The sequence below is a fragment of the Thermofilum pendens Hrk 5 genome, assembly GCF_000015225.1.
In the GTDB taxonomy this organism is placed as follows: domain Archaea; phylum Thermoproteota; class Thermoprotei; order Thermofilales; family Thermofilaceae; genus Thermofilum; species Thermofilum pendens.
In genome coordinates this window covers 1727782-1741580 of sequence record NC_008698.1, presented here as the reverse complement: position 1 = coordinate 1741580, position 13799 = coordinate 1727782, and the positions used below count along the sequence as shown (strand labels likewise).

Sequence of the window (13799 nt, the reverse complement as noted above, 5' to 3'; positions counted from 1 at the left end):
CTTTTTACCCTCTAACCTTTACTTCGAGCTTTTTCGGGGGGAACTCGGAGGGCGAGATGGCTGTCAGCAGTCTAGACACGTTGTTTCTAAGCCCTACTATGCCCCTAGCCACCCTCGCAAGCTCCGCGTTGTCGAACTCGAAGTTCGGGAAGAGTATCTTCACGGCTCCCGAGAGTAGGCGCTTCACGGCTTTCTCGTCCCTGATGGTGTACTTCCCGACGAACTCCACATGGTCGGCTACCACGCTCTCGGCGGCTACGTCTCGGAGCCTGTGCAACACCTCCGCTAGGTAGTCTGAGGCTAGCCCGTAGCCGCTCGCGAGGGACTCCTCGCTCCTCATAATCTTCGGCAACCTCCACCCGGGGATAAACCCGTGGATTCTGTCCAGGAATGCCGAGTCCCTCATGAAGCTTGGAAGGTACTCGAGGATGTGGCTCGGGTCCGCTATTCTCTCCACGTCGACGTTTCCGAGGAATACCAGCGAGCAGGTGCTGTGGGCTCTCTTGAGGGCTCCGCGCTCGAAGAAGCCGTCGACCATATAGTCCTTCAGCTTGGCTACGAGCTCGTCGGGGTTCGAAAGCCTTACCCGGCTTATCTCGTCGAATACTATCACGTCGTGTAGCGCCAGGTCCCCTGGTACGGATAGCCTGGCGTCGAAGAACAGCCTCGCCGGGGTTATAGTCCCCCCGGCGTAGATCCTCGAGTAGTAGGCCACGTTGCGGTACAGCGAGGTCTTACCCGTAGCCCTGGGCCCTAGCTCCAGGATGTTCACGTTTGGCTCCGCGACGGGGATCAGCCTGGACAGTAGGAGTAGCCTCTGCCCAAGCGTGTACGCCTTGGGGTTTAGCCCTATGCTCGTGACCAGCAGGTCTACCCATTCCTCGAACGTGAACTTAGACCGGCTCTCCACGAACAGCTTGAGATCCACGTAGGACGCCTGGAAGGGCCTGTAGTCGTGTAGCACGACGGGGGTTCTGTTCTTGCTTCTCGAGAGCTCAGGCTTGTAGTAGAGGAGCCCGACCCCCCACAGCCCGGAGAAAAGCCTCGCATTCTCCCTCACTATATCCTCGTTTACGAAGGCGTCGGCTATCTGCAGAGAGGGGATCTCCAGTAGGTACGTGTTTCTCTTGAGGTCTACCCTAACCTTGAACTCGTCGAGAAGCTTCAGGGAGCCCCTCTCCTTCAGCCTGCTCAGGAAGAGCTCCCTGTCGGAGGGATCAGGGTAGAGCTCGCTTATGTACCTCGACAACCTCGAAACGCACTCGGCGTCCTGGCTCTCCCCGCACTTGAAGTTTATCAAGTACTCGGAGATGAACCTAGGCACGCGGGAAATAGCCACGTTGTTCGCAACGGCCTTGTTTATAGCCACCATGCCGAATATACTCTTAACCTTCTCGTCGAGGCTGCCGGCCAAGTAGCTACACCTCAGGGTAACAGGTCGTCGATAAGGTTTTTCCTGTGGAGTATTTCACTGTTACCCTTTCTCGGGGGCTCCTCCGGCCTCCCAGGGCTCCCGTCGGTCACCCCGAGGTAGCCTTGGAGGCTGCCGCGCTGTTCCCGGGGCTTCGCGCGGGTAGCGGTGCTCCTCAAGGTGCGCCTACGGCCGGCTCTCTCCTCGATGAGTTGCGCCACTCTGTTGCCGTCCGGAATCCCTCTGAGCCGCACCACACCCTCCTCCGCCGCCACCTCCACCTCTTCGAAGCGTTTTCCTAGGAGCCTGCTCCAGAACGGCCTTCGAACCCTGAGGATTACCTTCCGGGAGCCCACCCTCACTCTGCGCTCCTTGAATACCAGGTTCTCGACGTCCGAGAAAGGCAGGACCAACTCGTCTCTAGTCAGCACGTAGACAGCGCTCTTAACCTCGGCTTCCAGCAACGCTAGGTAGAGAAGCCCCGCGAAGGCAAGCACTATCCCGGACAGCGCCGGCGCCGCCTGCACACCTGCAAGCCACAAAGCGGAGAGCAGGGCGTAGAACACCCCGACCGCTACCCTCTCAAACCTCGACACGCCGCCTACCGCCAGTGCCTCAGCCCCGAGGTAGGCTAGAGGGGCAACCCAGAACTCGTACTTCAAAGCCGAGAGTAGCCCCACGAGAACCACGGCTACTCCTCGAAGGTAAGCAGGCACCCACCCAGCCTCCAAGGGCTTAACGAGCACTCTCTCGCCGCGCATCCTCTCTGAACCCTACCGGGGTTACGCGCATATATTCCTTGTTATCACGCGAGGGTTTGCGGAATCGAAGAGAGAATGTATTTAAGCCCGCGAAAAGGTAGGAAAAGCGGATGATGAAAGTCATGCCAACGTGACTGGTGATCGCATCCTGGGGTATCTGAGCGCGCACATATATACGGGTTCACCGCTACAGTGTTCGTGGGCGGCGAGAGTTTCTGGGATAAGCTACGCAGACTCCGTGTAAGGAGGGTAAAGTTTAGGATCGAGTTTCTCAAAAAACTGTACGGTTCGCTTCTACCTAAGGACGTCTCCGCGGAGGAGGAAGCTACCTAGGATGCGGGCTTAGCCGGGTACTTGATATTCACGAGTAGCGAGAGCGCCTTGAATGTGAAGGCGTAGATGAACGGCGCGAGGATTGCTCCCAGCAACCAGTGCACGTAGTACGGCAGGAAGCCTACGACCACGAGTACGAGGAATAGCACCGCGTAGTCTACGAGCCCGTAGGACTGAATGAGGCTTAACGCCTCCTGAAACGCGAGGATCTTGGAGAGGTCCCCGGTCCTCATCACTATGGCGAGAAGCGGCACGGCAATGAAGGCTATCGCGAGAGCCACGAAGAGAACAGGTATGAAAAGCGCCAGCACGAAAGCCCTGTGGAAGTAAAACGGGAAGGCGCCGAGGGGGTAAGCGAGCCCCGCTACGAGTCCTGCGAGCACGCCTAGGATGAGCACGGGTACGAGGATTATCAGTGACGCGAGGAACACCTTGAGCCCCTCCACGAAGTAGTCCCCGAGCTTAGAGGTATCCAGCTTGGGCGGCTCCTCTAAGTCGTGCCTAACCACGTACACGAAGTAGCCTATCACGATGAAGTTTATGATCGGCACTATGCTCAGCACGATTAAGAGTAGAAGGTTGCCAGGATCCTTTATCAGCTTCCCGGAGAAGTCTATACTTTTCGAAATTATCGACCCAGGATCCATTTTCTGCATAGCATGTTTAACTCCAAGCCTAAAATATAAACGTTTAGTATGCTCTCTATGTTCTTAAGGTCATTCCTTTACGAGGTTCTTCAAGGGCTTTTCTACGAGGATTGCCAGGGGGTATCCTATGGCGATTATAGACACCACCGAGCCCGCCAAGACTCCCAGGAAGACGGCTTCCAAGGGCATATCGACGCCCATTGCCCACAGCAGTAGGTACTTGAGGTAGAACCCCACGATCCCACTTACAACGACTGCCTCTAGAACAGCCCCCGCTAGTTTCGCGCGCCTCCCCTTGTTGTACGCCACGATGTACGCCAGGTACGACGCCGCGAAGTTAGCGAGCGAACCGAACACCGCGTCGAAGAGCCCCAGAGCGAGGCTCCCCCAGGGAGCGGCTACGAGGTTTCCGAAGAAGCATCCAACGCTCACGCCAACCGCGGCTGGGACTCCGAGAACCATGGAGAGCGGGAGCAGTGCGTCTGCCAGCCTCACTTGGAAAGCTAGGAACGATATGGGCTGTAGCACTATGACAAGCGCGGCGTAGAGCGCCCCCAGGACTGCGGCTACCGACAGACTCTTCGCGTTCACGCCTCGCCACTACGCGTCGACGCTTAAAAACTTAGTCCCTTCAGGGTACAAGCACCTTCCCTGTTTCCTCGTCTACCGCGAGCCCGACGCTCGCGGCTTTCTCCGCGAACTCCTTCGACCTTAAGACCTCTACGAATGTTTCAACGTTCTCGTCTTTGAGGAGCTCTCTCCGTGTGGCGAAGTCGAACCTCTCCTTGGCCAGCGGCACGAAATCCAACCCTAGTTGACGCGCAGTCCACCTCGGCCCTATGGCTACGTCAGCCTTCCCGTTCAGCACGGCGAGCCCCGCCTCCCCGTGCGAGATGTACTCCGTCTCGAAGCCCCTTATCCTCCTCTTCAAGGCTTGCACCGGGACGCCGAGCGACGAGGAAAGATCCTTTAAGAGCTTCTCGAGTAGGACGTAGGACCCGCTCCCACGGTTCCTGTTTGCGAGCACCACGTTGCGTCTAAGCAGGTCGGCGGGCGAGTAGATGTTCTTGGGATTTCCAGGTAGCACCATGAAGCCTATCTCGCGCCAGTAGCCGCGTATAAGCGCTAACCCCTCCCTAACTACGACCTCGTTGTACCTCCCCGTCTCTGGGTCGACTACGTGTACGCCGGCCAGGTGGCAGTACCCCCTCTTCAGCAGGTCGAGGCCAGCGATAGACCCGACGCGCAGGTACTCGGCGAAGACGCCCCTCTCCTCTAGGAGCGAGGCCGCGACCTCCACGCCGGGGCAGTCGCTCCCGTATATCCTCAGCTCCGCCCCAAGAGCCTCGCCTAGCCGCATTCTCGAAGCTTTCCTCTCGGCTACGCGGAACCGCTCTACGAGAAGCTGCGCGGTCGCCGTCAGCATCACCCTCCCGCCGCCGAGCCCGCCGCGCGTCCTCCTAACGAGCTGTACCCCGAGCCTCCTCTCGAGGTTACTCACCCTGCTCCAAAGAACCCTGTAGTTAACCCCTAAAGCCTCGGATGCGGCTAGAAGAGAGCCCGTAGACTGGAGGGCGCGGAGTACGGCAACGTCTTCGGCTCCGACTCTCTCACCGTTTACCATGAGCTCGACGCTGACTGCTAAGCGCGTTGAGCCCAGAACTTTTGACAGCTCCTCCTCTACTCCCACGCTTACCGGCAACGCGTACCCCCTAATTATTCGTAGCGCGAACTTGTGGGGCTTGCGCTATATCCACTTCAGTAGCTCGCTTTCGGGGGCGTCGGGGCCGTACCTCGCTTTAATCCTCCCGGAGACCATGACGAGGATTTCGTCCGCCAGGAACTTCGCCTCCCTAACGTTGTGGGAGACTACGACGCAGTGGATGCCCCTCTCGGACACGTACTCCTTCACCAGTCGCTGGATGAAAGCGGCGTTCTTGGGGTCGAGGTGCGACGTTGGCTCGTCGAGTAGCAGGACGTCGGGCGAAAGTGCGAGAGCCCTCGCCAAGGCGAGTAGCTGTCTCTCGCCGCCCGAGAGGGAGTGCGCGCTCTTCCAGGCGTGTTTCTCAAGGTTCACCTCCTTCAGCCAGCGCCAAGCCTCGGCGTCGGCGGTTCTCGGGTCAAGCCCCCTCAGCCTCAGGGGTATCGCTATGTTCCTGTACACGTTCGCGGTCAGCACTACGGGTTTCTGCGGGACGAAGGCGACCCGCCTGAGGAAGCCCCTCCTGCCCTCCTCGTCGAGGCTTAACAGGTTTACCCCGTCCATCTCGAGGAGGCCGCCGTCGGGCGGCAGGAGGAGCCCCAGCATGCGTAGGAGCGTAGTCTTCCCGGAGCCGTTGGGGCCCATGATCACCGTTATCCTGCTCCTCTCGACGTCTAGGCTGACCCCCCTCACCACCTGGATGCCGCCGAGGTACTTTACCAAGTCTACTGCTCTAATCACTCCGGGCACCCAGCCTGGTCCTCACGTACACCAGCACGACGTTTATCGCGAGGTATATTGCTGTAAGCGTGGCTCCCAGCCAGAGCGAGGTTTCGAACTCTCCCGTGTTCGTGTAGTACACTATAGCCGTTGTGAGCACCCTTGTGTAGTACCTTATGTTCCCGCCGACTATTATCACCGCTCCAACCTCGGACACCGCGCGGGCCAGCGCAGCCAGCACTGCTCCGAACACGCCTATCCTCGACTCGTTCAGTAGGAGCACCGACTCGTGTAGCCTCGACGGCGAGATGGACTTCACGAACTCGCGGAGCTCGCTGGGAAGGGACTCCACAGCCGATATCGTTAACCCCGTTATTATCGGGAGGGTTAGCAGGAACTGGGCTAGTACCATGGCCTCCGGGGTGAAGAGCATCCCGAGGAACCCCAGCGGCCCCGACCTTGAGAGCAGTAGGTAGAGCACTAGCCCCAGGAGTACAGGCGGAGTCCCCATGAACGTGTTGACGAGCGTTACGAGCGCGTTCTTGTACTTAGAGGAGGACGTGGCTATGAGGGACCCGAGGAAAACCCCTACCAGCGTCGACAGCGAGACTGCGGTTAGAGAGACTCTCAGCGATAGCAACGTTATCTGGGCAAGCTCTCCTGCATCCATCGCCGAGCACCACGGAAAAAGGCTTTAAGAGTTTCGCGTTTAAGGCTGGGACAAGAGGCTCTTGTAGAACTTTACCTGCTCTTCCTCGTAGGGGTCGTATATCCCAAGCTTCGTGAGGTTCCCGAAGCACACGTTGAAGAGCTTAGCCCCGCCCCTCTGGTACGTGCCTATGAGGTACTGCCCCTCGGGTGATACGAGGAACTTCACGAAGAGTAGCGACTCATTGTAGTGCACGTGGGGGAATTTCTCGGGGTTCACCGGGATAGCGCGGTAGAGGTTCAGGTAGAGCGGGTCTCCCTGATGCAGTATCACGAGGTGGATCTTATCCTTAAACGCCAGGTAAGTAGACCTGTCGCTCAGTGTGTACGCGTTTAGCTGGTCCGCCACCATCAGCGTCTGGCTCATACCCTGCCCCGTCTCCTTGTACCACGCCTGCCCCTGAGGCTTCAGTCCAGCCTGCTTCCATATCGAGAGCTCCCTGAGGTGCGTCCCGGACTTGTCGCCCCTAGACACGAAGACAGCCTTACCCGCGACCCCCGCCTCGTATATCTTCTTGAACGCCTCTACCGCGCTTCCCGCGCCGGAAACCCCTGCGGGGTCCTCAGGGGGACCTAGCAGAACGAAGTCGTTGTAGGCAAACGTAATCCCGTGCACGCCGTAACCCTGCGCTATGAACTGGTTCTCCAAGTCCCTGTTGTGGACTATTACGAGGTCCGCGTCCCCCCTCTTCGCGATCTCTATTGCCTGTCCCGTCCCAACGGCAACCCAGGTCACGTTGATCCACGGGTACTTAGCCTCGAACCTCTTTTTGACTGCGTCGAGAAGCCCCGTGGCGTCCATGCTCGTGGTAGTAGCGATCCGCAACGTTACACGCTTACCGGGTTGCTGGGCCTGTACTCCCGGAGCGGCTTGCCGTAGCATCGGAGGGACAAGGATGGCCGCTGCGATCAGCGCTACCGCTACCACGGCTAGCAGGATGACGAGGGTTTTCTTCATGGCAACCGTTATTACTTTTCATTCACAAGCATAAATGCTTTTCTACCAGGACTAGCCCCGGCAAATAAGAATATAAATGTCTAGGTCGAGCTTTACATGGGTCGGTATGACCATTTACGTAGTTAAGAGGGACGGAAGGAAGGAGGAGTTCGCCTACGAGAAGATAGTCGTAAGTTGCCTGAAGGCGGGAGCCCCCTTGGAGGTCGCCAGGAAAATAGCAAAGATAGTCGAAGGGGACCTGCTGAAGAGGAAGGTCTCGGAGGTCACGACGAAGGACTTAATGAAGGAGGTCCTGGCTCTACTAAAGGAGGAGAACGAGGAGTGGTACAGGAACTGGATAATATTCGACAGAGCGGTCAAGAGGAGGGCTACCGAGAAGGAAGTCTAGAGGAGGTCGGCTAGTAGCGGCGTCGTCAGCACTCAGAGCTTTGTCCCCTCGTCATCCCTCGGGAAAAAAGTATACGCGGAGGCTCAAAAATCTTCGCGTGTAAGACACTCTCTGCGTATGCGGAAGTTCAGGGGTATCGGTAGGTCCTCCCGCACACCGACGCGGGGAGACCTCGAGATACACTCGTCGTCGAAGGTCAGCCCGTCGAGTATCCTTAAGGGGGAGTCCTCGTCGCAGAGGTATGTTCTATGCAGGGCCTTGTCCACGGAGAAGTACCTGGTAACCCTCCCGGGGCCTAGAACCTCCCTCCCGAGGGGCTTCAGGGTGCCCGGGTCGACCGGTAAAATACCTCTAATGAGGATAGCCCCGCAGAGCCCCGGCTCGTGGGCCACCACGTTGAGTAACCACTGCCTGTGAACACCGTACACCAGCGCGGTGCAGACCTCCCCGCACATAACGCGGGCCAAGTCGCCTCCACGCCTAGCCCTCGAAGCCGGGTCCTCCGCGCCGAAGTAAGGCTCAACCTCGATTATAATCCCCGCCCTCACTCCTCCCTCCAGCCTCCTCACTAGCAGCTTCCCGAGTAGCATTCTTGCAACCGCGTCCGGCTGTCTCGCGAAGAATTCTCGCTCCACGCTAGAGCATAGAACGGGGAACCCTTATACTCTTAACGCCGTACCACCCCAGCCATGCTTTACCCGTTGTTTCATTCATTTTCACTTGAATCCTTAAATTCGTGGTTCGATTGGTTCTTGACGAACACCATGTCCGGCGATGAAGCCTTCAACGTCACCAAGAAACAGTCTTTTAGAGTAACGCGTAGGGACTTCGTCTTCTTCGTAGCAAAAGTAGCGGTGTTGACAGGCATTGTCACCTCGGTGCCTCTCGTGGCGGCGAAGACTGTAGATAAGAGGAGGCCTCCCGGAGCGGTGGACGAAGCCGAGTTCGTTGTTGTCTGCGCTCGGTGCGGACGTTGCGCGGAGGTATGCCCCCAGAAGATAATAGTGCAGGTACCCGTGTGGGAAAGCGTTGTCGCGGCTGGAACCCCGGTGCTCGTGGATGGGGGTGTCTGTGTCCTAGACTTTAAGTGCGTCGACGTGTGCCCGACTGGCGCTCTTCAGCGGTTACCGAAGGAAAAAGCGAAGATGGGCACCGCGCTTCTAGACAAAGACAAGTGTATTGGTTGTGGTGCTTGCGTAAGCGTGTGTGCATCAATAGCAGGGGCTATCAAGTGGAGAAAGTCGGGGAGGAAGGTTGAAGTCGACGCGGCGAAGTGCCTGGGGTGCGGTGCATGCGTAAAGGAGTGCCCGGTGGGCGCGCTGTCCCTTACTCCGAGCGGTGCTTACCGCCCCTCGTGGAAGTGGCCTAAGGGTGGTTGAGGATGAGCGCGGCTGAGCGGAGGAGGGTTCCAAGGGTCGTTAAGCGCAGAAAGCTTAAACCGTTGAGGTACGCTTTCCAGGCTGTAAGCTTCGTCGCCCTCGTCCTCCTAGTACCGATCGGCGTACTAGCTATACCGGCCGGCATATGCTCTATACCCCTCGGGAGCTTCAGGGTCGACTGCCTCTTCGGCACCGCGCAGAGGATACTCTCATCGCCCCTCAACGTCGCCCTCTGGCTTCTACTGACTTTCGCCGCGGTACCGCTCCTCGGCTCGCTCCTCCTGGGCAGGTTCTTCTGCGGGCTGATGTGCCCAGTGGGCACCCTGCTAGACCTGTTTGGAAAGGTTAAGAGGGTCAACTTCCTCGGAAAGCTGAGGCTAAACAACAAGCACAACAAGTACGCCGTTGCTGCTTCGTTCGCGGCGGCGTCTACATTGACGGGTTTCCCGGCTTTCTGCACTATTTGCCCGATAAGGGGGCTGTGCACGGCCTACGGCTCACTTAAAGGCGTAGAGCTTGCCCTCGCCGCGGCCCCTGTAGTCTTAGAGTTCAGCGAGAAGAGGGCTTGGTGCCGCTACTTCTGCCCCGTGGGCGCCGTGCTGGGAGCCGTAGGCTTTAGGAAGGTCTTCGGAGTCAAGATAGATACCGAGAAGTGTATAAACTGTAAGGCCTGCATGAGGGTTTGCCCGACGGGAGCCATAACGGAGGACAGCTTTAAAACTGGGGAGGTTTCGCGGACTGAGTGCATAATGTGTCTCAGATGCTACGACGTCTGCATGTATGACGCTTTAAAGGTCGGAGTGCTACCTCGCGCCCACGGGTAGGTTCTAAAGGGGAAAAGTTGTCATTTTATCATATTTTACCCCGTGAACGTAGTTAATAGTAGAATTTCACTTAAAACCGTTTAAACCCTTAAGTCGAAGGCTGGTATCGAAGACTTGGTGAACGGGATGCACCGGAAAACCCTGGGCCTAGTACTGCTACTGTTGCTAGTAGCCTCCCTTGCGGGCGTAGCTCCAGTAGTCTCCGCACAGCAGGCGTCGACGGAGCAGGAGCGGCTCCAGAGGCACATAAGCTTCCTGCTCAACCAGACTGCGAGGCTCGAGAACTTCGTGAACTCTAGGGTTTCGAACGCCACTCTGAAAGAACTCTTGTTGCAGCAGATATCCACTGCGAGATCCACGTTGCAGCAGGCGCTTCAAACCCTCCAGTCCGGGGACGTGAACGGCACCAAGGAGCTCGTACGGGAAGCCTCCGCGGAGCTTAGGAGCGTGGCGCTTCAACTCTACAAGGAGATTAGGGAGCGGGAAAAGCTCAGAGCCGCGCACCTACTAGAGGTGGAGATAAGGGTTCTGCAGAACCAGCTACGCGCTTTGAGGAACGTCGCTTCGAGGCTTGGAAGCCTCGGCGCTGATACTTCGAATGTCACAAGGCTTATCGACGAGGCATCAAGCCTACTCGATCAGGCTCTTAACTCGTTGAAGCAGAACAACATGGCGCAGGCCTCGCAGCTAGTCGAGCAGGCGAGGTTGAAGGTTAAGGAGGCCGAGAGGTCTATATGGTCTCTGGCCGTCCAGCTGAGGTCTAAGAGGGCGGAGAAGGACTTAGAGCTCTTCGCGAACGCGTCGAGAAAGGTGTACGAGAGGCTCCTGAAAGTTTCGCCGGGGCTCGCCGCTCAGTTCAAGAACTGGTCTGACGCGCGTATAAGCGAGATCAAGAAGCTCATAAGCGAAGGTAAGCACGTCGCCGCGCTTGAGGAGATCAGGAAGAGCTTCCACAGGATGGGCTGGGTCGTCGCAGGCCTAGCGGAGCTTGGAAGAGTAGAGGCCTTAGCGCGCGAGGGCGAACGCGTAGCCAGCGTTATCAAGGTGTGCAACGCAACGCTTGCAGGCGAGATCTCCAAGGTTGCAGCGCAACTAAGGGATGCTGCGAGCAAAAGGGATCTCCAAAAGGTGCGGGAGCTGTCCGCGCAGCTGAGGGACCTCCTCGTAGAGGCCAGGTTCGCCTGCAGGCCTGGGCACCGTAAAGGTAAGCCCTAAAAATTCAAAAAATTTTTTATTTTCCGAGTAGCCTTCTAAACCAGTCTACGATGCTTTCTATAAATAGTGATATTCTCAGGAGGATCTCTTGTAGCCAGTCCGTTAAGCTTTTACCGGGTTGGCTAGGTTTCTGGGGAGGTTGCTCCGGCTGGGTGGGAGCGCTGGGCGTCTTTTGAGTTTCCGCCGGTTGTCCCGGCTTTACGCGCGCTAGGTCCAGGGTGAGTTGCCCGAGTTGTGAGCCAAGCTTGAGGTATGCGAGCGAATCTCTCAGCTCGGCGCCGTAGGACTGATTGATGTAGTACACGGTTACAAGCATGTCGCTCGTGGCGGAGGCTACGCTTAGAGCGTTCTCCAGGGATACCCCGGAGTAGGGGTCTTTCCCGGAGGCTTGCACTTGGAAGTAGAGCATTGCGGCCTCGGCCAGCGCCACGCTCCTAGCGGCGGCCACCGCCGCTAGCAAAGGCTTCCTGGAGGAGTACAGCCTGGCAGAGATCTGGTAATAGGCGCTTGCTGCGTCAATGAGAGTTAGGTCTCCGCCAGCCTCGCTGAGCACGGAGTATATGTACGGCCACGTGCTTCTTGCCACCGAGAGGTATGTTGCCGCCGCTTGAGATGCCTGGATGCCCCCTCCCCTCGGGATGCCGCTCAGCCAGTTCTCTGCCTCGTCCAGCAGGGCTGACGAGTAAGCTAGCTTCTGCAGGGCTGTCGCCGGGTCGCTACTCCACGCGGCGGCCGACTCGTTGAAGAGCTTCAAAGCGTGGATCACCTTGTCTGTTGCCAGTATGAGTGCATTGATCTCTCCTATGCTCCTTGGCGCGGAGTCCTCGACCGCGCCCGCGAGCCGGGAGAGCCTGTCGCTGACCTCTTGTACCTGCTGGTCCAGTTGCAGGCCAGAGTAGTAGTCTACCAGTAGCTTAATCCACCTCGACACGGCTATGCTGGACGTGAGGAGGGGTATCGACGAGATGCCCTCCGCCCTCGTCGCCGAATCCAGGTAGCTCTTCGCGTACCTGTCCAGGTAAGACTTCAGCGTGGATTTTCCGAGCTGTGTTAGCCGCGAGGAGTTAACGTAGGAGTAAGCCTCGCCGAGCTCTTTCCGCGCCAGCGAGGTTAGCGAGCTTTTCACCGAGGCTATCTTTTCCCTCGTGTCTGCGCTCAGGTAAGGCTTCCCTAACGGTGGCCGCGCGACGCTGACGCCGAAGAAGTAGCGTAAAGCTTCGGAGAGGGTGGATATCTCCACGACCCTGAGGTGCCAGTTCTTGTAGGCGTACTCCGTCAGGTTTACGGTGACGGGCTGGGTCGTGTAGAGCCTGAAGGGCCCAATCTTCCTCTCGACGGTCTGGTACTGCGTTACGATGCTTTGCCCGGGTGGGACTAGGAACACCTTCGCACCCGCCTGAGCCACTGCCTGAGCTTTTTCGAAAACTCCGCCCACCGGGCCGACGGTGCCGTCCGGCGAGATCATACCCGTGACGAAGACTGTTCGGTTGATCGGCTTACCCGTGAGCGCCGAGTATACGGCGACCGCCATGGCGACTCCCGCGCTGGGCCCACCCACTATCACGGCGTCGCCCTGCACCTTGAAGTAGTAGTTGTACTGCGAGAAGTTAAGCCCGAGGAGCCTCGTGACGACCCTCGCGGCGGCCGTAGCTGCTCCCTGGAAGTCCTCCTGGGTCAGGGAGTACGTGGAGACGTAGACGTCTCCCCAACCCTCCGTTACGAATACCGAGATGTTGGTAGCGGAGCCTACGAGGCCGGACTCAGTCTGCGCCACCGCGGGGGCGAGTATCCAGGCTGAGCCGATTACCTTGAGCTGAGCGGTAGGCGGGCTCGCCGCGACGACCACCGCGGACAAGGCTACGAGCAAAGCTAGAGGTAACCCGAGGAACTTCTTTTCGAGCATAGCCGATACTATTACAGCTTCCGGGCTAAAAAAGATGCTTTTAGGCGTGGAGACCCCGCGCCCTCAAGCACTCAACAATAGCGCCCGGGTTGTCCACGGTTACGAAGTCGGCGCCCAGCTCGACCACCCTTAACGCATCCTCGCAGCCGTTTACGCCCCAGACATTTACCAGTAGCCCCCTTCTGTGAGCCTGCAGGGCGTGCTCTTCCTCGAAGAGCGCGGCGTGGATGCTGACGATATTTGCCACTTTCACCGCCGAGGATATGGACTGGGGAGACGGGCTGGGCAGGTCGGCGAGAGTAGCTATCCCCGGGTCGAGCTCCTTCACCCTCCTCAGCACGCTCCAATACCCCGAGAGCACAACCGCTCTCTCCTCTAGCCCCCACTGCAGGATCCTCCCGACGACCTCCTCCTCTATACCCGGGACCTTAACCTCGACGAACACCCCCGCGCTCGTCGAGGCGATGTAATCGAGGAACTCCTCGAAGAGCGGTACCTGTACTCCCGCGTACCTCCCGGAAAACCAGGAGCCGGCGTCCAGGCTCCTAACGTAGTCCACAGTCTTCTCCGAGACGTACCCGTCCCCGTTCGTGGTCCGGTTCAGCGTTGCGTCGTGAATGCAGACGAGCGCGCCGTCCCGCGTCCTGTGCACGTCTGTCTCCACGAAGTCTGCCCCTGCCCTCACGGCTTCCTCGAACGCTGGCATCGTGTTCTCCGGGGCAACGGCGCTAGCCCCTCTATGCGCTACGACCAGTACTTTCCTGGGCACAGGCTTAGCGCGCCGTGGCTTAGAAAAAGCTGTCGACGCGCGCGAGGCGGGGCTTCGGGATTTCCAGTCCCACCGCCATCT

16 protein-coding genes are annotated in these 13799 nt (G+C 58.4%); 5 read left to right on the top strand and 11 right to left on the bottom strand.

The features are described 5' to 3' along the window. Window positions 1-4: 4 nt before the first annotated feature. Window positions 5-1414 (bottom strand): BREX system Lon protease-like protein BrxL, encoded by a 1410-nt coding sequence (brxL, locus tag TPEN_RS09175; protein ID WP_011753460.1) that lies wholly within the window; start codon window positions 1412-1414, stop codon window positions 5-7. 11 nt (window positions 1415-1425) lie between these two features. Continuing rightward, window positions 1426-2172, bottom strand: a complete 747-nt coding sequence (locus TPEN_RS09170; protein WP_011753459.1) for a hypothetical protein — start codon at window positions 2170-2172, stop codon at window positions 1426-1428. Between the two features lie 198 nt (window positions 2173-2370). On the opposite strand from TPEN_RS09170, the gene TPEN_RS10145 reads away from it, so the two are divergent. Further along, the gene (locus TPEN_RS10145) at window positions 2371-2505 is read left to right on the top strand and encodes a hypothetical protein (RefSeq protein WP_281054509.1); all 135 of its coding nucleotides are present in this window, start codon (window positions 2371-2373) and stop codon (window positions 2503-2505) included. Here the strand turns inward: TPEN_RS10145 and TPEN_RS09165 are convergent. Genes TPEN_RS09165 through TPEN_RS09140 form a run of 6 tightly spaced genes read right to left on the bottom strand, consistent with a single transcriptional unit; the run spans window position 2502 to window position 7240 of the window. After that, on the bottom strand, window positions 2502-3161 hold the full coding sequence (locus tag TPEN_RS09165; RefSeq protein WP_011753458.1) for a DUF4013 domain-containing protein: 660 nt from the start codon (window positions 3159-3161) through the stop codon (window positions 2502-2504). The genes TPEN_RS10145 and TPEN_RS09165 overlap by 4 nt on opposite strands. Window positions 3162-3221: 60 nt before the next feature. Further along, window positions 3222-3743: a QueT transporter family protein gene (locus TPEN_RS09160; RefSeq protein ID WP_011753457.1), complete on the bottom strand. Its 522-nt coding sequence runs from the start codon at window positions 3741-3743 to the stop codon at window positions 3222-3224. A 40-nt stretch (window positions 3744-3783) separates the two neighbouring features. Then, the gene (locus TPEN_RS09155; protein ID WP_148678054.1) at window positions 3784-4854 is read right to left on the bottom strand and encodes a substrate-binding domain-containing protein; all 1071 of its coding nucleotides are present in this window, start codon (window positions 4852-4854) and stop codon (window positions 3784-3786) included. Between the two features lie 45 nt (window positions 4855-4899). Next, complete coding sequence (locus tag TPEN_RS09150) at window positions 4900-5595, bottom strand: ATP-binding cassette domain-containing protein (protein WP_148678053.1); 696 nt, start codon at window positions 5593-5595, stop codon at window positions 4900-4902. Next, on the bottom strand, window positions 5588-6244 hold the full coding sequence (locus tag TPEN_RS09145) for an ABC transporter permease (protein ID WP_011753454.1): 657 nt from the start codon (window positions 6242-6244) through the stop codon (window positions 5588-5590). Before TPEN_RS09145 ends, TPEN_RS09150 begins: the two co-directional genes overlap by 8 nt. Before the next feature lie 39 nt (window positions 6245-6283). Further along, window positions 6284-7240, bottom strand: a complete 957-nt coding sequence (locus tag TPEN_RS09140) for an ABC transporter substrate-binding protein (protein ID WP_011753453.1) — start codon at window positions 7238-7240, stop codon at window positions 6284-6286. 106 nt (window positions 7241-7346) lie between these two features. On the opposite strand from TPEN_RS09140, the gene TPEN_RS09135 reads away from it, so the two are divergent. Then, window positions 7347-7628 carry an ATP cone domain-containing protein gene (locus TPEN_RS09135; RefSeq protein WP_011753452.1) on the top strand — a complete coding sequence of 94 codons (282 nt, stop codon included), beginning with the start codon at window positions 7347-7349 and terminating at the stop codon, window positions 7626-7628. 83 nt (window positions 7629-7711) lie between these two features. Here TPEN_RS09135 and TPEN_RS09130 read toward each other — a convergent pair whose 3' ends face one another. Continuing rightward, complete coding sequence (locus TPEN_RS09130; protein WP_011753451.1) at window positions 7712-8263, bottom strand: DNA-3-methyladenine glycosylase; 552 nt, start codon at window positions 8261-8263, stop codon at window positions 7712-7714. A gap of 129 nt (window positions 8264-8392) precedes the next feature. Here TPEN_RS09130 and TPEN_RS09125 point away from each other — a divergent pair, with 129 nt between their 5' ends. From TPEN_RS09125 to TPEN_RS09115, 3 genes are all read left to right on the top strand, one after another. Further along, window positions 8393-9007 carry a 4Fe-4S dicluster domain-containing protein gene (locus tag TPEN_RS09125; protein WP_052885349.1) on the top strand — a complete coding sequence of 205 codons (615 nt, stop codon included), beginning with the start codon at window positions 8393-8395 and terminating at the stop codon, window positions 9005-9007. Between the two features lie 2 nt (window positions 9008-9009). After that, complete coding sequence (locus TPEN_RS09120; RefSeq protein WP_011753449.1) at window positions 9010-9831, top strand: 4Fe-4S binding protein; 822 nt, start codon at window positions 9010-9012, stop codon at window positions 9829-9831. 117 nt (window positions 9832-9948) lie between these two features. Then, window positions 9949-11046 (top strand): coiled-coil domain-containing protein, encoded by a 1098-nt coding sequence (locus TPEN_RS09115; RefSeq protein WP_052885348.1) that lies wholly within the window; start codon window positions 9949-9951, stop codon window positions 11044-11046. A 16-nt stretch (window positions 11047-11062) separates the two neighbouring features. Here the strand turns inward: TPEN_RS09115 and TPEN_RS09110 are convergent, their stop codons facing one another. Together TPEN_RS09110 and TPEN_RS09105 are read right to left on the bottom strand one after the other, a co-directional pair. Then, window positions 11063-12949: a S16 family serine protease gene (locus TPEN_RS09110; protein WP_011753447.1), complete on the bottom strand. Its 1887-nt coding sequence runs from the start codon at window positions 12947-12949 to the stop codon at window positions 11063-11065. Between the two features lie 40 nt (window positions 12950-12989). Then, a complete protein-coding gene (locus TPEN_RS09105; RefSeq protein WP_052885347.1) occupies window positions 12990-13718 on the bottom strand; it encodes a glycerophosphodiester phosphodiesterase in 729 nt (242 codons plus the stop codon). Between the last annotated feature and the right edge of the window lie 81 nt (window positions 13719-13799).

Excerpts from the sequence above, each read along its gene's own strand:
- TPEN_RS09170 (WP_011753459.1), bottom strand. The coding sequence starts at position 2,172 with ATGCGCGGCGAGAGAGTGCTCGTTAAGCCCTTGGAGGCTGGGTGGGTG.
- TPEN_RS09165 (WP_011753458.1), bottom strand. The coding sequence starts at position 3,161 with ATGCAGAAAATGGATCCTGGGTCGATAATTTCGAAAAGTATAGACTTC.
- TPEN_RS09145 (WP_011753454.1), bottom strand. The coding sequence starts at position 6,244 with ATGGATGCAGGAGAGCTTGCCCAGATAACGTTGCTATCGCTGAGAGTC.
- TPEN_RS09140 (WP_011753453.1), bottom strand. The coding sequence starts at position 7,240 with ATGAAGAAAACCCTCGTCATCCTGCTAGCCGTGGTAGCGGTAGCGCTG.
- TPEN_RS09135 (WP_011753452.1), top strand. The coding sequence starts at position 7,347 with ATGACCATTTACGTAGTTAAGAGGGACGGAAGGAAGGAGGAGTTCGCC.
- TPEN_RS09125 (WP_052885349.1), top strand. The coding sequence starts at position 8,393 with ATGTCCGGCGATGAAGCCTTCAACGTCACCAAGAAACAGTCTTTTAGA.
- TPEN_RS09120 (WP_011753449.1), top strand. The coding sequence starts at position 9,010 with ATGAGCGCGGCTGAGCGGAGGAGGGTTCCAAGGGTCGTTAAGCGCAGA.
- TPEN_RS09110 (WP_011753447.1), bottom strand. The coding sequence starts at position 12,949 with ATGCTCGAAAAGAAGTTCCTCGGGTTACCTCTAGCTTTGCTCGTAGCC.